Annotated in this window: 13 protein-coding genes and 1 pseudogene; 6 read left to right on the top strand and 8 right to left on the bottom strand. The window is 52.5% G+C overall.

Annotated features, from left to right (window positions below; genetic code table 11):
• From FFS57_RS21045 to FFS57_RS21015, 7 genes and pseudogenes are all read right to left on the bottom strand, one after another.
• A pseudogene (locus FFS57_RS21045) lies at window positions 1-2,097 on the bottom strand (RHS repeat protein); the annotation flags it as partial.
• 211 nt (window positions 2,098-2,308) lie between these two features.
• Window positions 2,309-3,157 carry a rhomboid family intramembrane serine protease gene (locus tag FFS57_RS21040; RefSeq protein WP_137939796.1) on the bottom strand — a complete coding sequence of 283 codons (849 nt, stop codon included), beginning with the start codon at window positions 3,155-3,157 and terminating at the stop codon, window positions 2,309-2,311.
• A gap of 103 nt (window positions 3,158-3,260) precedes the next feature.
• Complete coding sequence (dtd, locus tag FFS57_RS21035) at window positions 3,261-3,713, bottom strand: D-aminoacyl-tRNA deacylase (protein WP_137939795.1); 453 nt, start codon at window positions 3,711-3,713, stop codon at window positions 3,261-3,263.
• Window positions 3,714-3,863: 150 nt separating this feature from the next.
• Window positions 3,864-4,637: a peroxide stress protein YaaA gene (gene yaaA, locus FFS57_RS21030; protein WP_137939794.1), complete on the bottom strand. Its 774-nt coding sequence runs from the start codon at window positions 4,635-4,637 to the stop codon at window positions 3,864-3,866.
• A gap of 78 nt (window positions 4,638-4,715) precedes the next feature.
• On the bottom strand, window positions 4,716-5,117 hold the full coding sequence (locus tag FFS57_RS21025; protein ID WP_137939793.1) for a hypothetical protein: 402 nt from the start codon (window positions 5,115-5,117) through the stop codon (window positions 4,716-4,718).
• A 108-nt stretch (window positions 5,118-5,225) separates the two neighbouring features.
• Window positions 5,226-7,037: a DUF885 domain-containing protein gene (locus FFS57_RS21020; RefSeq protein ID WP_137939792.1), complete on the bottom strand. Its 1,812-nt coding sequence runs from the start codon at window positions 7,035-7,037 to the stop codon at window positions 5,226-5,228.
• A gap of 410 nt (window positions 7,038-7,447) precedes the next feature.
• On the bottom strand, window positions 7,448-10,162 hold the full coding sequence (locus FFS57_RS21015; protein WP_137939791.1) for a M12 family metallopeptidase: 2,715 nt from the start codon (window positions 10,160-10,162) through the stop codon (window positions 7,448-7,450).
• Between the two features lie 796 nt (window positions 10,163-10,958).
• Between FFS57_RS21015 and FFS57_RS21010 the strand changes: the two genes are divergently transcribed.
• The 5 genes from FFS57_RS21010 (at window position 10,959) to FFS57_RS20990 (ending at window position 17,918) form a co-directional block, all read left to right on the top strand.
• Window positions 10,959-12,545: a M12 family metallopeptidase gene (locus tag FFS57_RS21010; protein WP_171014112.1), complete on the top strand. Its 1,587-nt coding sequence runs from the start codon at window positions 10,959-10,961 to the stop codon at window positions 12,543-12,545.
• Window positions 12,546-12,996: 451 nt separating this feature from the next.
• Complete coding sequence (locus FFS57_RS21005; RefSeq protein ID WP_137939789.1) at window positions 12,997-14,175, top strand: M12 family metallopeptidase; 1,179 nt, start codon at window positions 12,997-12,999, stop codon at window positions 14,173-14,175.
• Between the two features lie 145 nt (window positions 14,176-14,320).
• Complete coding sequence (locus tag FFS57_RS21000) at window positions 14,321-16,042, top strand: vWA domain-containing protein (protein ID WP_249384101.1); 1,722 nt, start codon at window positions 14,321-14,323, stop codon at window positions 16,040-16,042.
• 127 nt (window positions 16,043-16,169) lie between these two features.
• Window positions 16,170-16,736: an RNA polymerase sigma factor gene (locus FFS57_RS20995; RefSeq protein WP_137939787.1), complete on the top strand. Its 567-nt coding sequence runs from the start codon at window positions 16,170-16,172 to the stop codon at window positions 16,734-16,736.
• A complete protein-coding gene (locus FFS57_RS20990) occupies window positions 16,737-17,918 on the top strand; it encodes a ricin-type beta-trefoil lectin domain protein (RefSeq protein WP_137939786.1) in 1,182 nt (393 codons plus the stop codon).
• Between the two features lie 48 nt (window positions 17,919-17,966).
• Here the strand turns inward: FFS57_RS20990 and FFS57_RS20985 are convergent, their stop codons facing one another.
• Window positions 17,967-18,548 (bottom strand): IMPACT family protein, encoded by a 582-nt coding sequence (locus FFS57_RS20985; RefSeq protein WP_137939785.1) that lies wholly within the window; start codon window positions 18,546-18,548, stop codon window positions 17,967-17,969.
• A 219-nt stretch (window positions 18,549-18,767) separates the two neighbouring features.
• On the opposite strand from FFS57_RS20985, the gene FFS57_RS20980 reads away from it, so the two are divergent.
• On the top strand, window positions 18,768-20,552 hold the full coding sequence (locus tag FFS57_RS20980; protein ID WP_137939784.1) for a GGDEF domain-containing protein: 1,785 nt from the start codon (window positions 18,768-18,770) through the stop codon (window positions 20,550-20,552).
• Window positions 20,553-20,557 lie beyond the last annotated feature (5 nt).

The following is a 20,557-nucleotide window of genomic DNA, read 5'->3' as shown; positions in this document are numbered from 1 at the left end:
TTGTGCATCGAAGACCTGTTTCCGCAGTTGATTGCCCAGCGCATCCAGTTCGTAGTGGATGCGGTTGCCCTGGCTGTCCTGGATGTCGGTCAGGCGATGGGCGGGGTCGTAGCTGTACTTAATCGTGCGCTGATCCGGGAAGGTGACCTGCTTCAACTGGCCGACGCCGTCGTAGTCATAGGTGGTCAGTTCCTTACCCACCGTCCGGGTCTTCAGCCAGCCACGGGGAGTGTAGCTCAGGGTGGTGACAACACTGTTGGGGTCCACCAACTGACTGGGCAAGCCCGTGGCGTTATCGTAGCCAGTGATTTTCAGGTACTGCCCCTGTGGATTCATGATCCACACCAGTCGTCCATTCTGGTAATGGAAGCGTGTCTCTTTATTGTCGGGTGTCACAGCAGTGAGCAATTGATCATAAGCGCCATAAGTCCAACGCCAGCTCCGGGTCAAGGCACCGGCCTGGACCGTTTTCTCAAGCAGGTTACCCCGCTCATCATAACGGAAGCTACTGGTACGACCGGGCTCGGTGATGGTCAATGGCAACGACCAGTTCGCATGCCAGGCGGTCTGGATGATCCGCGCCTGCGGTGTGCCGGCGGCTTCAACGCGACGGGTTTCACGGCGGCGGTTGTCGTACTCGTACTCGGTCACTACACCCATCAAGTTGGTCTGCTTGATGATGTTCCCTACTGCGTCATGTACCGAGGATTCGCTGGGTGCTTTGGCACAGTCAGCCTGACATAACGCACGAGCTGTTTGTAAAACCGGGAGCTTGGCACGGGTGATGAATTGCAGCCGTTCAGTGGCACCCGTGGCGTACTTGACGGTGGTCACGCCAGCGCTGTCGTAACTGAACTCAACCTTCTCGGCGCCGCCGGCATGTTCAGACGATATTGCCCGGCCCTTGTCGTCGTAACGCCAGGTGGCAAAGCGTTGATTATTTTCGTCCACGATGCCGGTCAAGGCATGCGGGAAGCGACTGTCTTCATATACATACTGGCGGACTTTGTTGTCCGGGAAGGTCACTTGCTGCAGATTGCCGACGGCATCATAGCGATAACGTAAACTAGCCCCGTTTGCACTGCTGATTTCAGCAATACGCCGGCGCTCATCCAGCTGTACCACGACCGCTTCACCGTCTTCATTGGTGACTACCAGCCCATCGTTGAACTGGAATGGTGTCATGGCAAGCAAGCGCCCATTGCGCTGGATCAACTTCCGCAACTGACCTTTGTTGTCGTAGATTTCCTGACCACCTTGCAAATTGGTCAGCAGGTATAGCTTGCTCTTGCCATCCGTGTCCAGGCTTTCCACCAGGCGTTCGGGCCACGCATCACTGGTCTGCCAACCGTTCGCCGATTTGCGGTAGGTCATCAACTTGCCATCGGGGCGTGACACTTGCACGGTGGTGGCATTGACGAACACCAGGCTGGTCTGCAGCGGGTTGCTCCAGTGGGCGCCAGTATTGGCCACGGGATTGGCGTAGCTGTTGTAGTACCAGTCCAGCGATAGCGACGCCGTCAGGCGATGGCTTTCCAGCTGACATTTGTTCCCCCAACCGGCATTGATTGGGTTACCACGTAACCCGGTGAGTGACTCGCCATTTCCGCCTTGGCAGCCTGCCGCCTCATTGGGGTTGATATCAGGCGTGCTGGGGGCCGCAGCCGGTTGAATCGGCACCAAAGGTTGTGGCGCTGGGGTCGGTGTGTCGGGGCGGACTGGTTTTGCGCAACCACCACCGGGCATTTGCTCTGGCGCATAAAAATACTTGCCGTCACCACAGTGGTACCAGGAGCGGACGGAACTGCCAGCAGGCCAAATGGTTCCGTTATCACTGTAAGTCAAATCCCACATATGACCGAGGAAAGGTTTGCCAATTTTGGTGAGCTGAATACCGGCATAGGTATGATTGGGGTAGATCTTGCCGAATGCACTGATGGCTGCCGCTTCTGGTGATGAGAACCGATAGTTCTCATGATTGCTACTGTAGGCATTGGGCACGTTGTAGAACACCAGGGGCGGGTAGGCGGCGAGTGCAAAACTTGAAGAAAGGGAACAACTGGCTGCGACAAAAAATACGGGGAGAAAACGAGTCATTATGGATTCAGTGCAAAACAGTCTGTCACCCGGCACCAAGTGGTGCGCTGGCGGAGCATGACAGTCGGGATTGGGAATGTTGAACGGCATATTTCATATATGCAGAATCACATAATTATGACATAAGTATTTGATATTGAAAAGATGGTGGTATTAGCAGGCTGGCGCACTCTTCCAGCCCACGGTGACTATGACCGTTCAGTTCATGGCACTACTTATCTGTTATGTTATCCAGGCCAGGGTCATACTGCTCTGTCTGCGGGGTCACGGTTGGCCAGTAGGCTTCGCGATAAGAACGTAATTCAGCGCTTGCCCATGATTCAGGCAGGGGGGCCAGCAATAAGCCAATCAGTGCGGCCAACAATGCACACTCACAACGCCGCATGCCAATTCGCGATAAGCGCTCGGTAGTGGCCCACCCCAACCCGATCAGCACACCCGACAACCAACCGACCAAGTGCGCGGCGTTATCCATGGCGGGCAGCAGCAGCCCCAGTACCAGTGTCGAGCCGACCACATAGGCATCTTCCCGCAGCGATGCGCCTTCTACTTCACAAGCCTTCCAGGAAAACAGGTTGGCCAGTACCGCCCCGAGATGCGAACCAATCAACCCCATCAAGGCACCCGATGCCCCCATACTGACCACAGGTTGAATTCCAGACACCTCGATGGGCATCAGGAACACCCATTCAACTTGGGTTATCTGATGGTTGCCATACCACAATGCGCTCGCCAGCGAAGCCGCCATGCCTGCCGCCAGATACAGCAGCAGAAAACGGACACGCCCCCAATGGGCCTCATACATCGGGCCGACGATCAGCAACATCAGCATGTTCAATGCTAGGTGAATCACCCCACCATGCAGAAACATGCTGCTCAACAATCGCCAGTTATCGCCGGTCAGGGTGAGCGGTGCGTAGTTGGCGCCACTCTCAATCATGGTGAACGAATGCGATTCGCCACCATGGAGCAATGGCACCAGCATGCCCAGTACATTAAGTATCAGTATCAGCCAGGTGATGAGTGCTGAGCGGGTTCGTTTCAAGTAATCAATCAACATCGTGGTCGTTCAATACGCCGCCTTGGCTGCCTGCACATGTACCGGACACATTGCAAGTTCTGTCAAATTGTGGCCCAACCCGGCAGTCGGGGGTGAAAAACGATTACTCAGGTTGTTTGGAATCAAGCCAGATAGTCACTGGGCCATCATTGATCAGGCTGACTTTCATATCTGCCCCAAATTGGCCTTGTGCCACTGGCTTGCCCAGCAGTTGCTGCACGCTGTGACAGAACTGCTGGTACATCGGTTCCGATACATCGCCTTTGGCCGCACGGCTGTAGCTTGGCCGGTTGCCCTTTTTACAACTGGCATGCAGCGTAAACTGGCTGACCGCCAACACCTCTCCCCCTACATCCAGCACTGACCAGTTCATGACGCCCTGTTCGTCATTGAAGATGCGCAGATTGATCAGCTTGCGCGCCAACCAATCGATGTCCGCTGCCGTATCGGCTTCCTCCACACCCACCAGCACCAGCAAGCCCGAGCCAATCTGGCCTACTACGTCACCATTGACACTTACCGAGGCTTCGCTGACCCGCTGCAACAACGCTCTCACCAATATTTCTCCACTTCAAAAATTTTTTAAGAATGCCTGGAACTAAGCGAAAACCGCCTAGTCATACACCACGATAGCTTCATGACGCGACTTGCGTCTCCTCCTCACTGACTATCCCTGTTATTTAGCCGCCCTCGGGCGGCTTTCTTTTTATGCAAGTTGACGGCGGAACACCCAGGTCGTGTCAGTCGACACATCGCCAGCCAATGCATAGCCTTCATAGTCGAACAGTTTCAATTGAAGCGGGTCCTCGACACGGTTCATCACCGCATATCGCACCATCAGGCCTCGTGCCCGTTTGGCGTAGAAACTGATGATTTTGTACTGGCCATTTTTCCAATCCTGGAATACCGGCGTAATCAATCTGGCATTGAGTTTCTTCGGTTTAACGGCTTTGAAATACTCGTCTGACGCCAGATTGACCAGCACCGGCTCTGACTCGCCGGCCAGTAATGCGTTCAATCCATCGGTCAAAGTATCCCCCCAATAAGCATAGAGATCCTTCCCTTTTGGATTGGCTAATCGGGTACCCATCTCCAGCCGATAGGGCTGCATCAGATCCAGTGGACGCAACAAACCATACAGGCCTGACAAAATCCGCAAATGCTGTTGCAAAAAGGTCAGCTGCCCATCATCAAAGGCATTGGCCTGCAGCCCTTCATAGACATCGCCCATGAAAGCCAGTACAGCTTGCTTGGCATTATCCAATGTGAAGTTAGGTTGCCAGCTCTGAAAACGTCCTGCATTGAGCACGGCGAGTTCATCGCTGATATCCATCAATTGCCGGATATCGGCTGGCGAAAACTCTCGTAAAGCCTGGATCAGTGCATGGGACTGATTCAGGTAGTCAGGTCGGGTATGGATTGAAGTAGTCGGCAGGGTGGTGTAATCGAGCGTTTTGGCAGGGGAAATCACCATCAGCATCGGCGTGCTCCAGCAACATCAAAGCCCGCCATTGTAGCGGGCTATCAGATGCTTTTGCGATCGATATGAAGGTGTTACCTATTTGGCTGGTAAATCATCCACGACACGGCAATGCAGAATATGGGCTGGCGGTACCAAGCCACTGCCTTCATCCAAGGTCAGCACAATCTCGGTACCATCCCATTCATAGGCAGCCTTGCCAAGCGTGTGTTCAACCAGATAACGGACCTTACCATCCGCCAGATCCAGTAAGGTGACATGGGCAAACTGCACACGCGGGTTGTTGGTATCTTTGATGACATAACAATCGCCATCAGCGTCCACCGTCACGTACAAGTCCTCGGTTTGCAGGCGCAGGTGCAGCACCCGGGTACGTTTGGGTAACCAGTCAACCAGCAGAGCCTCCCCCACTGTATAGCGATAGGCCAAGGCCGCTGCCAGCGCGGCCTGAGCAAAGGTAGGTGCCTGAACGCCCGACATGAAAAAGGACTAACCTCCCGGTCACGTTAGTTTACTAGATGCAGCATAGCGCATCCGTTCAAAGGTTTCCGGATCAAAACGCATCCAGGCTCATTCAGGGATAATCCGCTAACCTTTGGCTACCAACTTTTGATTCTCCTTAATGTAATGATCGACCGCTTTCTCAAGCAACTTGAGTGGCATGGCGCCATTTTTCAACACTACATCGTGAAAAGCCGACAATTCGAAACGATCACCCAGTACTTGTTTGGCCTTGTCGCGTAAGGACAGAATTTTCATCATCCCCACCTTGTAAGCACAAGCTTGCCCAGGCATCACGATATAACGTTCAACTTCGGCGGTGACATCGCTCAACACAATACCGGTATTCTGTGCCATATAGTCGATGGCTTCTTCCCGGGTCCAACGTTTGTAGTGAATACCCGTATCCACCACCAGTCGTACAGCACGGAACAATTCACCTTGTAAGCGACCTATATTGTCATAGGGGTTGTTCTGATAGCCCATTTCCCATGCCAGCCGTTCAGCGTAAAGCGCCCAGCCTTCTGAATAGGCAGTAAATGACATGAACTTCCGGAATGTCGGGACCTGTTCCAGTTCCTGCTGGATACCAATCTGGAAATGATGGCCCGGTATGCCTTCATGATAGGCCAATGTACGCATCTCCCAGCGTGTGGTCGCCTTGATATCGTACAGATTGGCAAAGAATACGCCAGGACGGGAACCATCCAGTGCCGGACCTTCATAATAGGCCCCAGGCGATGTCTTCTCCTTGAACTGCGGAATGCGCTGCACATCCAGTGCTGCACGGGGTTTGACATTGAAGACCTTGGTGATGCCCTGATCAATCTCACCCAGGATTTGTTTATAGTCCGCCAGAATCTGTGCCCGGCCTTCGTTGGAATCTGGGTAAAGGAAGCGCTTGTCATTGCCAATCTGCTGAATCAGGCTGGCCAGATCTTCCCCTTCATGCCCTTGCGCCTTGAAAATGGCGCGTATTTCCTTCTGGATACGTGCCACTTCTGCCAGCCCCAGTTCGTGCACTTGTTGCGGGGTATCGTCACTGGTGGTCCGCTGTTTCAGGATATAGGCGTAAAACGCATCGCCATCTGGCAGCTTCCACACCCCTGCCTGATTGTCAGATTTGGCGCGTAGTGCAGTCATGTAGCTGATCAACTGCCGATAGGCTGGATAAACGGCATCATCAATCTGCCGCTCGGCTTGCTTCAACATGGCCTCGCGATCGTCTTCCGACAATCCCTTCAAGGTGGCCAGCTTTTTGTCCAGATGGGTGTATAGCAGGTTCTGTTTGGGTGACATGGCGATCAGCCCCTGCATCTCCTCCAATACTTTATCGATGACAAACGTGGGTGGAATGATGCCCTTACGCTCACGCACTTTGAGCTGTTCCAGCAACTGATCGAACTTGATACTGACTTTGCCAAGACGGGCGAGATAGTACGCAACATCTTCCTTGCTGGTCAGCGGGTGCATTGTCACCATAAAGGTCGGGAAACTATTCTGCACGCCAAACAGCTGATTGACTGGATAGCTGTGATATCGGAAACGCTCGCCAGCCAACTGGTTCTGGGTAAACCAATTCAACGTGTCATAGGTCAAACGCTGATCCGATCGCATTCCTTTAGTGTCGTATCGACGCAAGGACTCCGTCGTCTGTTTGAGGCGCCGAAAGCGTTTGTCATCCTGGGCCAGTGACAAATTATCCAGCTCACCGTTGTGGCGAGTGATGCCACGCGGCTCCAGCAGGCGCAACTGCGTCAGCGTTTCCGGTTGCTCCATCATCTCTTCCATGAAAATGCGTTCATAGAATGCTTCGATTGGTTCCGGTTTGCTTGGCAAGCTGCTGGCAGCCAGTGCCCCTCCTGTCAATAGTACGCCCGCGGCAAGCACAATAGCCATGTATTCTCTCCTGAGTTGCTCAGCGTGCACTGGGATCGTGCCTCGCCATATTATTTTCTGATTCGAATATCCAGATTCAATTACAAGCAAGTCCAGATAACTAAATACCGATGCCTGCAAGCATTCAATTGGAATCAATGGCAGATATCAAGTGAAGTACTCTCTCACTGCTTGGCAGAAGGTAGTATCGGGATATTAGAGAACCAGCTGGCAATTCGTAAAATACATTCGACCATTCAAAACTTAGCTACCTGACAGCTAAACAAACCAGTCATGATTTTGCAGTGACAGCTTTACACCCTTTAGTCTTGCAGAGTAATTATCATGACACTTAAACAAAAAATGCCGGGCAGCCTAATGGCTCACCCGGCAATCAACAGGTTTCAGGGCTTTAGTGCTGCCAAAGCAACTCAGTTAAGCGTCCAGATCAGGCTAGGTGTGCTGCCTAACTGTTGCTGCACAACCGGCTGGTCGCCCGGCGCATTTCCAATCCCCAATGCAAAACCTGTCAGACGGGACACCAGCTGGTAGCCGCCATTTGCCGTCTTCATCGGGCACCATTGCTGATTTATCCCACGATGCGTGGTATAGAGAATGGTGGCCCCACCGACCTGCTGTTTGGTACTGCCATGCAGATCCAGTGACAAATGGCTGACCTTGCTGGAGAGGATATAGAATCCTTCGGCATTGCGTGACAAACGCCAGCGCATGGCGTCATCCCGCTTGACCAGTACTGGTGCCAATGACTGATCCTGCGATGGGGACAATTGCGTACCACTTTGCTGATTGGTTACGCGGTAGTCACGTGTCACATCAAGCTGCGTATCACACTTGGTGGCTGGTGTCGTGCCCCCGACTTCTACCCAGAATGCAATTGGCAGACCTGTACTGGTATCCCGTGCCGGTTGGCTCTGTGTGCATGAATCCGGCTTGCAAAGCTGGCCTGGGAAGGTTGCCCGCGGGTGCGGGCGGCCGTCTCGCATCAATACCGTGAACTGATACACCTTTCCGGCAAACGACACCTTATCCCCGGTTTTATAACGCGCATCAACCGAGAACGGTGTAACGCCCCCCGGTGTTGGTGTTGGTGTTGGTGTTGGTGTTGGTGTTGGTGTTGGTGTTGGTGTTGGTGTTGGTGTTGGTGTTGGTGTTGGTGTTGGCGTTGGCGTTGGCGTATTACCTACTTCAGTCCAGAAGGCAATGGTCTTTCCAGTTACAGTATCCTTGTGTGGACTAGTCTGAGTGCATGTAGCAGGCTGACAATAACTACCCGGCAACGTGGCCCGTGGGTGCGGCTGACCATCCGTTTTCAATAAAGTGAACCGATACACCTTTCCACCAAAACTGGCAGTATCACCATGCTTATACCGTTCATTCGGTGAAAATGGTTTGGTCACTGGTGTCGGTGTTGGATTAGGTGTAGGTGTTGCATTGCCGGTCTCGGTCCAATACGCAATGACTTTTCCGGTGGTCGCATCGCGGTGTGGTGTTGACTGCGAGCAAGCACCCGGCTGACAGTAAGTACCGGGCAAAGTAGCCCGTGGATGCGGTTGGCCATCTGTCTTCAGCAAGGTGAATTGATAAACCTTGCCACCCGACGTCACCACATCACCATGCTTGTACCGATCATTTGGCGAGAACGGCTTGGGTGCTGGTGTCGGGGTGGGTACGGGTGTAGGCGATGGTGCCCTGCCTACTTCTGTCCAATAAGCGATTGTTTTCCCTGTGGTAGTGTCTTTAAGAGGTGATGCCTGTGAACAAATGCCTGGTTTGCAATACGTACCTGGTAACGAGGCCCTCGGGTGAGGCTGCCCGTCCGTTTTCAACAAGGTAAATTGATAAATCTTGCCGTCATGCGTGACTTTGTCACCATGTTTGTAACGACCATCCGGCGAGAATGGATCAGGCTGTCCTTGTGTACCACCCACCGTCGGGTCATCCACCACGGTGACCTTGAACATTGCGGAGGCTTCCCGACCACTCTTGGTTTTTGCCACCACAGTCACATTGACGGTACCAAATTTGAACGGATAAGGCTTGACCGTCACCGTGCGCCGGTTGCTGTTACCCGGTGTAAAGTCCACACCCTCCACCACATCCTGTTTATCCAGCGAGGCCCGCAACAGCACCACGGGATCATTTGCCGGCGCAACCAAATCCAACTCCAGCTGGCCACTATTGTTTTCGTCGATACGCAGTTCTTTGGCACTGACAGTCATCCGAAGATCGGCACTACCCGTCGGCGCTGGATAGAGTTGATTGACCGAGCGCGCATCACCATCACTCAACTCCCGACGCTGGCCCAATTGCGATAGTTGGATGCTACTGTCCTTCGGCGTAATGGTCGGCTGTCCATTGGCAGAGAAACTGTAGGCGTTGTAATGCATGATCGACTGAAAATCGTAAGGCCCGACCGGATCAGTACTGCCAGGGCGCATTTTGCGGAAGTTACCAGTTTTACCCTGCTCGATATTCCCTTCATGGACGGTAACATAGCTGTCGCGATCTGGCCGCATCTGCTCATGATGCCAGCCGAGTGCGTGCAAAATCTCATGTGCCGCAATCCCCGGACGCTCACAACCAGCGCCCAGAGATATGTACTGCTTGCCCCCAACCATGCCTACCGATGATGCACAGCGATCGCCGGCGTAGAACTCAACATAGTTCTCCTGATTGGTTCGTTCTTTGAAACGGACTTGGGTTTTATCAGTAATCAGCTTCATCCCCGCCAAGGCAGCGTCTCTGGCCTGCTTTGGCAAATCGGGCGAGAATGCGTAGTAAAGGACATTGTTCGGCCAGCGCTGGGTATGGGCATCTGGATTATCCTCAGGCTGATTTTTCAACCGACTCAACACGTCCCGCTGCCAACTCCGTACAGTAAACGCCCCCACTTCACCTGTGCGCTTGATTAGCTCGTGCTCCCCAAGAATCATGTCTCCCAGAATCGCTTTGCCACCAACCACTTCATAGGTGATCACATCGCCATTTTTCAGCGTGACCGTCTCCAACACAGCTTCACTATTTCGTCGCGAATTGATGTCGTTCTCATCTGACACACCACTATATGCAATACCGGATAACGCCACCATGACCACACTGGCGAGGTATGTACGTTTGAACTGCATGTGAACTCCTTGCTTGTTTTCAGCCTTCGTAACGGCTTTCTTGGGTTATTGGGCCAGCGGGTCGCCAGCCATCTTCACCGTATTTGCTGGAGCTTCCCTCTCATAAAAAGCAAATATGGGGCGAAACCTTCATATCGGAAACGCGATGCAAAGATTGTCACCCTACCCCATTTAATGTCAATTGCATACAACAACCAAAAGAAATGACATAGCCATAAATTACCACTATATTGCCACTCAGATAGCGCGCATAAACTATAAAAATATTGCTCAAACTAACACTTTTATAGAATTTTATTGCTATTTTCATTGATAAATCAGATGTACAATTCCAACAGCTTGTTACTCACAGCTTCATTGTTACTTAGTAAATATCGATTGTTTACTAATCAATCCGATCAAGGATGACATAGGCTACAAATCTATTTTCTTACTAAAACAAAAATAAGATGACTAACAGTCACTCCATGTGCACTTATCTGTTTCTTTTGTTTTATAAATGTGAATTCTTTACCAATACAATAGTGTTCACGGAAAACTCTTCCAGAACTCCACATAGCCAACATTCACAGTAGCATTCTATCAAGCAAGCTTGATCTGACTACGTCATAAAATTAAATATATAACAATGTTATTTATAATAATTAATTATAATATCCAACTTTCTCGTGCAATGCTATTGCCATATTTTTTCAATCATGAAAAACTGCGCTGGACACAAATATTATGCATATAAGGTAGTCCGCTGAACTGGCGGCCTTCCTTCGTCCAATTATTCGCAGCCAGGATGTCATTGATGAAACCTTCCACACGCCATCTCCACACCGTGCTGATATTCGGCAGCCTGATCTCAGGCCACGCTTTTGCATCAAACTTGCCAGCAGAAATACAGGCTCACCCGCTCGACGGCCAAGTCGCCTATGGCTATCACGCCGAATCGGGTAAGCGCATTCCATATGAAATTCGCAATGGCAACGCCGTATTGGGTGATATCGTGCTGGGGAAACATGACGAGATTCAACGCAAAGGAATCAGTTCGCTCCGTATCGAGCCATGGACATCTAGCCGTGATGTGCAGATTGATGGCATACAGATGGACAACCACGATGGCAGCAAGCGTCGTTGGCCCAACAATACGCTCTACTATTCGCTTGATTGGGCATCCAGTGCCGCTCGCAATGCTTTCATGCAAGCCACTCGCCATATCACAGAGAAAACGGGTGTCAGGTTCGTGCAACGAACGAATCAACCAAACTACGTCTACGTCACCAGCAACCAGAGTGGGATGTGCTATTCCAGCGTGGGAATGGTCGGTGGCGCTCAGGAACTATCGCTGGGCAGCGGCTGTGAGTACCTGGGAATTGCAGCACATGAACTACTACATGCATTGGGATGGGATCATGAGCAAAACCGGCCGGATCGCGACCGTTATGTACGCATCAACTGGAACAATATCCCCACCCAGAATCAGCACAACTTCCGAGCCACACAAGGGGCCGATCCCATTGGGGCGTATGATTTTGGTTCATTAATGCACTATGGTGCATTTGACTTTGCAATCAATCGCGCTCAACCCACCATTCAGCCGCTTGATCCAAGCCGCCCGCTAAACCAGTTGGGGCAACGGAACGGCATGTCGGCCGGCGATGTGGCATCGGTCAAACACTTCTATCCATCTCAAAGCGGTGGTGATCTAGGCATCAGCATCAGTACGCGGCAATTGGTCATCAGCAAGAATGGCACCGGTTCGGTCACCATTGATATCTCGTCCAGCGACCCCAATAGCGTGCAGTTAGCTGCCAACAGTGATAATCCCAGCATCATCGCCAACAGTGGATTGAGCCTGCGTAAACTGGCTGGCAATCAATACACCTTGACTGTACGCCCTGTAGCAAACGTCAATGGCACGGCCAATATCGCGGTACAAGCCAACGATCGCAATGGCAAGTCTGCCCGTACCACGCTGGCGGTACAGGTTGGCAGCGGTACCACGACACCCTCCGGCAACGGCTACAAGCTCGTTTCACCCTACAACAATCTGTGCCTGGATGTGGCTGGCAGCCTGAGCAATTACACCAAGCTGGTTGCCCGTGCCTGCAATGGCAGCAATACCCAACGCTGGAATCAAGACGGCAATGGCTATATCCGCAATGTAGCCAACCCACAGTTCTGCGTGGATACCAACGGCACACCCGCCGAATGGATCGATGCCATCGTCTACACTTGCAACAATCACAGCGACCAACGTTGGCGTCGTAGTGGCAATGCGCTGCTTAATGGCAACAACGGCAATGTCGCCCTGTCATTGACCAGTACCAATAATGTGGTGCTATACCGCATCTCGCAAGGGGCCAACTGGCAAAGCTGGAACTGGATTCGCTAATTTGCTCCTCTGAATAACAAGGGGTCGTGCTGATATCAAGGTACGACCCGATCAGATCTGATCAACACTACGTCAACACTCCCCACCTAACCGTCTGTCGGAAAAAAGTAGCTCCAATATAAATATATCTGCAACTCATCAAAAATAAGCGAGTATCTATTCTGAATACTTGCAATCACTATGCACGTAATGGCATGTTTTGAACCACCTTGCACAGTGCGTTGATATTTTCAGAAAAACCGGTTGTTACAAATACTTCTTCATAACCATTCTGACGATATTACGTTTCGCAATTCACATATGCATTGCATCATATTGTTATTTAAACAAAAAAATATCTTTGCAATTTCGAAATATAGAAATCAAACTGAATGACATGGACATTTAATTGGCTGCACCGCACACGACGGAAAAGCTGATGTTGTATGTCAATCAACGACGGAGGTGAAATATGCAACGCATGATGTTCGCCCGCAGTATGACCCTACTGGCCACCAGTATGATGGCTTCAGTACTCTATGCGACCGAGCCGTCTCAGTCCTCGAACGGCCAGACCGCCCATGGATATAGCCTGGAAACCGACGAACTGGTGCCCTATACCATCTACAATGGCTTGGCAGTCATTGACGACATCGTGATAGGGACACATGAAGCCATACAACGCTTCGGCATTCCTTCAATTCGGGTCGTTCCCTGGACATCCAACCGGGAGGTACAAACCACTGAAATCGAGCCGCTGGACAATCATGTCGGGACTTCACGACGCTGGCCCAACAACACGGTTTATTACTCGCTGGCCGCTGCTTCTTCTGCAGCACGCAACGCCTTCATGCAGGCTACGGCACATATCACCGCGAAAACTGGCGTGCGTTTCGTGGCCCGCACCAATCAAACCAACTATATCCGCGTCACCAGTAACCAAGCCGGTGCTTGTTATTCGTATATCGGGATGGTGGGAGGTGGGCAGGAATTATCGTTGGGTCGCGGCTGCGAATACATGGGGATTGCTGCCCATGAACTGCTACACGCATTGGGCTGGGATCATGAGCAAAACCGGCCGGATCGCGCCCGCTTTGTCACCATCAACTGGAGCAATATCCCTACAGCCAATCAGCACAACTTCCGCATTACACGTGGGGCCGACCCCATTGGGGGATACGATTTCCGATCCATCATGCATTACGGTGCCTGGGCATTTGCCATCAACCGTTCCATCCCAACCATTCGACCAGTTGACCCTAACATTCCGCTCAGCCAGCTGGGACAACGCAATGGACTTACCAATGGTGACACCGCCTCGGTCAAGCATTTCTATCCACCGCGACTGCAGAACGAGCTGGGTATCAGCCTGAACACCAAACAGCTGATTTTGAGCAAAAATGGCAAAGGCACGGTGCTGATTGACCTGGCAGCGCAAGACCCAAGCCAAGTGCAGCTTTCTGCCACTACATCCAACCACGCATTGGCCAGCAATACCGATCTCAGCTTCCGGTACCTGGGGGGCAATCAATATCAACTGACCATTCAGCCAGCTGCCGAAGCCACTGGTATGGCTGACCTGACGGTACAGGTAGTGGACCATACCGGACAACTGGCTCACACCAACTTGTCCATCATGGTATTACGTTAATACAACAATCTGATCAGGTGTAATGCGAATCCGGCTACATGGCCGGATTCGTGCTTTGTCAGGCAAAAAAATTTCAGTTGCTTTAACCCGTTTTCCTGACCCGCTCCGTTTAAGCTGTATCACATCCCACCTGACGGAGAACAACGTGAATACAAAACGTCCTTTGATCCTGGCTCTGACCACGGTCTTTACACTCAGCGCCTGTGGTCATTATGAGCGCGCTGCTGAAGCCCCCCCCGTAGCCCAGGAGGCACATAACGCGGATGCCGCCAAACCGGCCGCTGAACCGGTGGCCATTGCGGCACCGGCACCCGTTGCTGCAGGTCATGCGCCATCCGGCTCACAGCGCAAAGTGGCCCCCGCACTGATGGCAGAACGCATGGTTATGCCAGCCCCACCGATTTATGCACCACAACCGACCAATACAGAGAAATATCAGGAACTAAGCCAACACGAGATCAAACAGGTTGCCCACGCCCCCGTCTCCACTTTCAGTATCGATGTCGATACGGGGGCATATGCCAATATGCGGCGCTTTCTAAATCAAGGCCAATTGCCACCTGCCGATGCCGTCAGAGTGGAGGAGCTGATTAACTACTTCCCATACCAATACACGCTGCCGCAGCAAAAAAACGAGGGTAAGCTGGTGCCGTTCGGTGTGACCTCCGAAATCGCCCCCTCTCCCTGGAATCCAGATAGTTACCTGATACGCATTGGGGTCAAGGCATCTGACGTGGCCAAGGCGACGTTACCTCCAGCCAACCTAGTGTTTTTGGTTGATGTGTCCGGCTCAATGAATGAGCCTGCCAAACTACCAATGGTCAAGAATGCCCTTAAATTGCTGACTAATCAGCTGCGCCCGCAAGACCGGATTTCAATGGTGACCTATGCCGGCGGTACACAAGTGGTACTGGAACCGACCTCTGGCAGTGAAAAAGCCAAAATCAGCGCCGCCATTGATCAGTTACGCCCTGGCGGGTCTACTGCAGGGGCAGCAGGTATTCAGCTGGCTTATCAAATGGCAAGCCAAGGCTTTATGAAGGAGGGGATCAACCGCATTCTGCTGGCGACTGACGGTGACTTCAATGTGGGTATCAGTGACTTCCGGCAATTGAAGAGTTTAGTCGAAGAAAAACGTAAAAGCGGTGTATCACTTTCCTCATTGGGCTTTGGTGCAGGTAACTATAACGAGCAGTTGATGGAACAGATTGCTGATGCCGGCGACGGTAACTACTCCTATATCGACAATTTGAATGAAGCACAGAAAGTTCTGTCGGACGAACTCAGTTCTACGCTGGCCGTGGTTGCCAAAGACGTGAAGATCCAGCTGGAATTCAACCCCAATGTTGTTGCCGAATACCGTCAGATTGGTTATGAAAACCGTGCGCTGAAACGTGAAGACTTCAACAATGACAAGGTAGACGCCGGTGAAATCGGCGCAGGCCACAGCGTTACCGCCTTATATGAAGTCACCCTGATTGGCGGCAAGCGCATGCTCGATGGCTTGCGATATGGCAGTGACAAAACCACCCAATCCGGCAGTGACAAGACAGATGAGCTGGCTTTCCTGCGCATGCGCTACAAAATCCCGGGTAGTGACAAGAGCCAGTTGCTGGAGTTTCCGCTGTACAAACGTGACATCAAGACCGCCGCGCAAACCAGCGAAGACTTCCGTTTTGCGGCTGCCGTTGCGGCATTCGGGCAAGAGCTGAAAGGTGGTAAATACATTGGTCAATTTGGTTATGACCAGATCCAGAAACTGGCAGACAGCGCACGTGGTCATGATCCATTCGGCTATCGCGGTGAGTTTGTTCGCCTGGTTGGCCTGGCCAAGTCCCTGTCAACCAAGCCGGCAAGTAATCCGTAAGCAAGAGGACTGGGGTACATCTCCATGGGGTGGCCCCACAAGTTCAATCTCGTACCTGGCGTGGCTTACAGCGAATATGGTGGTACTTTTCGCCAAAACCACGCTATTTGGCTTAGAATTCGGCCGCATGAATGCCGAATTGCCAGATGAAGACATGATGTTGCGCTACGCCGCGGGCGATACCGCTGCGTTTGAGGCACTCTATGCCCGCCATCGTAGAGGGCTATATGCATTCATCACCCGGCAATCGCCTCAACCAGGGTGGGTAGACGATATCTATCAGGATACCTGGCTCGCCGTTACCCGCACCCGCCACGAATACCAACCGGCCGCGGCCTTCCGCACCTGGTTATATCAGATTGCCCGCAATCGTCTGATCGATATGATTCGCCAACGCGACCCTATCAAATTGTCGGAGCTGGAACTGGATGAAGAAAGCGATCTGTTATCGACCTTTTCCAGCAATGACCTAGGCCCAGATGCGCAACTGGAAAGCAAGCAACAACGGGCCGCACTACAGCAAGCATTGGCAACACTCCCCGCCAATCAACGGGAAGCTTTTTTGCTGAGAGAACACGCTGAGCTGAGTGTTGATGAGATTGCTGCGTTGACCGGTGTTACACCCGAAACGGCCAAGAGTCGATTGCGTTACGCCATTACCAAGCTCAAGGCTGCCTTGATGGGGGACCGATAAATGAAGCCTCAAACCCCATTGCACCAGGATTTGCTACCGGATGAAACTATTGTCCGCTCAATCTATCGCGACCTGCCATCCCCCGAACCCAGTGCTGTCCTGGACGCAGCCATTTTGCAGGCCGCACGTGATGCGGTCACCCCTACCGCAGACAACAAAGTCGTCGCGCTGCCACGCCGCCGCCCCTGGTATGCCAGGCCACTGGCCGCAGCTGCTACCATAATAATCGGGTTAGGTATGGTGCTGGAAATGAACATGGGGAAAAAGGAAGAGGCTGCTGCCCTTCAACAATCTGCAGAATCACCAATGGTTATGGACAACGATACAGCATCCCAGCCTACTGCCCCCCCCATACCAGTCCCAGCAATGGAACAACCAGCCGCCGCACCAGCGCCTGCCGAGGTTGCCAAACCGGGTAAGCCTGCGCCCAAGCTTGACGTTGCAACCACCACCCCAGCGCCACCCACCGCCCGATCGTCCAATCCAGCACCTGAGGCTCGTACGGTAGAAGCCGATATCGTACCAGCACCATTGGTTGCTCAACCTTCGCCCATATCGGAATCTCTCGAAAAACAATCGGCACCGAGTAAAGGTAAGCAGACTCAATCGGATACTCCCACAGCTGGCCATACCGCCAACTTGGCCCCTGCACCGCTGCCAGCCGCACCAGTCGAGCCAAGCATGGCCAAACAACCCACCCCAATGGAACCAAAATCACCACATGATGATCTTCGCAAATCAACAGATGCCAGGCAGCCAGGGGTGGCTGCACTACGTGAACGATCCAGTCGGCCTCTTGCCATAGCAGGACAAATCTGGTTCTCTGCCACGACAGGGCTATGCCTGACCGCTGATGCGTATACAGGTAGCCAAACAGGTCGTGTACTGTTACAAACGTGCGATGCTCAACCGAATCAATCCTGGCGCTTGAAAAGGGATGGGCTCATGTATAACCAGGCATTCCCAACACTCTGCCTGGCGGCAACATCGACCAGTGTGGGTTTGCAACTTTGCGGCACCGCACCAGAGCAAAAATGGCACCGTATGGGTACCGCCCTGGTTACAGGCCAATCACAGCCCATGGCATTGACGGCAAATCAAAACCAATTGAGCTTGACGCCATTCAATGCAGAAAACACTCTGCAGCAATGGGGCAACGCGCACAACACGCTGTCCAGATAGCATGGAATCTGTGCCACATACGCCGCCGCCCAACGTATTCAACTGACCTTATCCCCGCCATTGCACTCGACCGTGTGTCAAATCAATCAACTCAGCCCGTGTGGCGACTACTTGATCGGCCGGTAAGGTTAAAATGAAGACCCGTACTGCAAAATCATGCTGAACTGCCATCTCAATCCCCACTTTGGTCAGCCAGGCACGTAACCGGCCCTCCTGCTCCACTGGCACCACCAGCTTCAGTTCCGCCATGGCCACTACCGGTTGCAAAATGGCATCTGCCAAGGCCAACGACACAGCCTGGCCATAAGCCCGCACCAATCCACCGGCCCCAAGCTTGATACCGCCGTAATAGCGCGTCACCACTGCCAATGTGTTACCAAGCTGTTTATGCTGCAATACATTCAGGATCGGTTTGCCAGCCGTACCTGCTGGCTCACCATCGTCATTCATCGCTGCGTCATTACCCAATATCCACGCCCAGCAATGATGTGCTGCATCAGGATGCTGTCGACGTACTGCATCCAGCAACTGCTGCACTTCAGCCCGACTATACGCCGGTACCACCCAACCAAGAAACCGACTTTTCTTGATTTCCAGGCTCGCCGCCACTGGCGACAACAATCGATTCATGCCAATGCAACCTTCCTACAAATAATCCAGTCATTATCATGGATAACATCATTTGAGCAGCAACGAATCCTATAATTCATCTGTCACCATTGATTTGCTGGCCTCTATATCGTCAGCATCGGGCAATCAAGATGCATACCGATCATCATATAAACTCGAATCATCGGCGCAAGCGTGGTGTAATGGGTGCCAATAAGAACATTAAAGTGAGCAAGTAACGTGGCTGAAACGGGAATGGAGCGTATCGATATCGAGGCCAGCATTCATCATGCTTGGTCGCTGCTCTTGATCGACCCAGCCAATGCCTACATCATCGCCCAGGAAGCCGCCCAGGCCGCTGCTCAGGTTCAGGATCGCCACGGGGAGGCCCATGCCCGCCTGATTCTCGCCAAATATGAAAGCCGGTTCGGGAAGCGTGATCAGGCTTTTGAGCAGTTGACGGAATTGGCCGATTTTTTCCTGCATCAAGGGGATGTACCAGGACAATTACGTACCGAACAAGCTTTGGCGCAAATCGAGCTGGAAAAAGGACTGTCGCATCAGGCCTCGTTGCGGTTGCAAGCATTGCTGCCCAAACTGGAACATCTGGGTGCGCTGGATCATGCCTCTTTGCTGAATACGCTCAGCATTGCCAACACCAGCAGCGGTGATCGTGAACAAGGGTTGCGGCTAGCTTATCATGCTCTGTCACTGATCCGGCGACAACAAGGCACACCGGTTTCAGCCTTGATCAATCACAATATCGGTGTCTATCAGTTGAATGCAGGCAACTATGACCTTGCACACAAGCTGTTGCACGATGCCCGTCATACCATTTTGCCATTTGGTCGCACCAGCCTGCTGGATCTGTTCTCAGCCAATCTGGCCCTGTGTTTGATCCATCAAGACCTGGTTGATGCAGCATTGGTCATTGTCGAACCTTTGGCCCACATCACCAGTGCCAGCATCACGCCGCGCGACCTGGGTTTTGTGCAATGTGTAGCGGCTGATGCCTGTTTTCATGCACGCGAATGGTCACGGGGGGAGCACTATCTGCAATTGGCCAGCACAACACTGGGTGGTGATGATGATCCATTTTTTGTCGGCTACCTCGCATACCTGCACGCCCAACACGATGCCCAACAAGGGGACACACAATCAGCACTTGCACAGTGCGATATCGCGGTGGCACAGGCAGAGCGCTCGCACGATGACCAGTTGACGTTGGACGTTCTGAACCTGCAGGCAAAAATCCACGCCGACCGTCAGGATTACAAGCAAGCCTATGTGTTGTCACAAGCCTTTCATCACCATTACACACGGGTAGCGGCCAATGCTAACGAAACCCGATATCTGACATTACAAGTACAACATGAACTGGCTGAAGCGCAATCCGCACGTGACCGCGCCCGCAAGGAACATGCGGAAGCAGAAAATGCCCGGCAGAAACTGACCCAACTTAACCGCCAGCTGGAAGAGCGAATCGCTGAAATCGAGGCCTTGCAATCCGCCCTTCGTGAACAGGCAGTACGGGATGTACTGACCGGCCTGTATAACCGTCGCCACCTGCAGGATGCCCTGCCACAAACCTTGCAGTTGGCCATTCGTGCTAATTGGAACGTCTGCGTGGTGTTGATTGATCTGGATCATTTCAAACGCCTGAACGATACCCACGGTCATCGCTTGGGGGATGCCGCATTGATCGAACTCGGCAAGGTATTGAGAGACGGGATTCGTGGTAGCGACTTTTGTTGCCGCTATGGTGGCGAGGAATTCTGCATTGTCCTGGCTGACATGCCGCCCACTGCTGCGCAGAATCGCCTGCTGGAGCTGCTCGACCAACTTCGACAGCGGCCGATAAGTGACGGTGAAAACCAGTTCACCGGCCTGACCTTTTCAGCAGGTATTGCAGCTACCGACACGTTTGGCCACGATTCACAACAATTGCTACATGCCGCCGACAAAGCACTTTATCAAGCCAAAGCCGCAGGCCGTAGCCAAGTGCATATCGCTGCCGAGCTATAATTGCC

Origin of the sequence: Chitinivorax sp. B, assembly GCF_005503445.1 — a bacterium.
GTDB lineage: Bacteria > Pseudomonadota > Gammaproteobacteria > Burkholderiales > SCOH01 > Chitinivorax.
The sequence above is the reverse complement of the archived record's forward strand: the minus strand, read 5'-3'. Positions and strand labels throughout refer to the sequence as shown.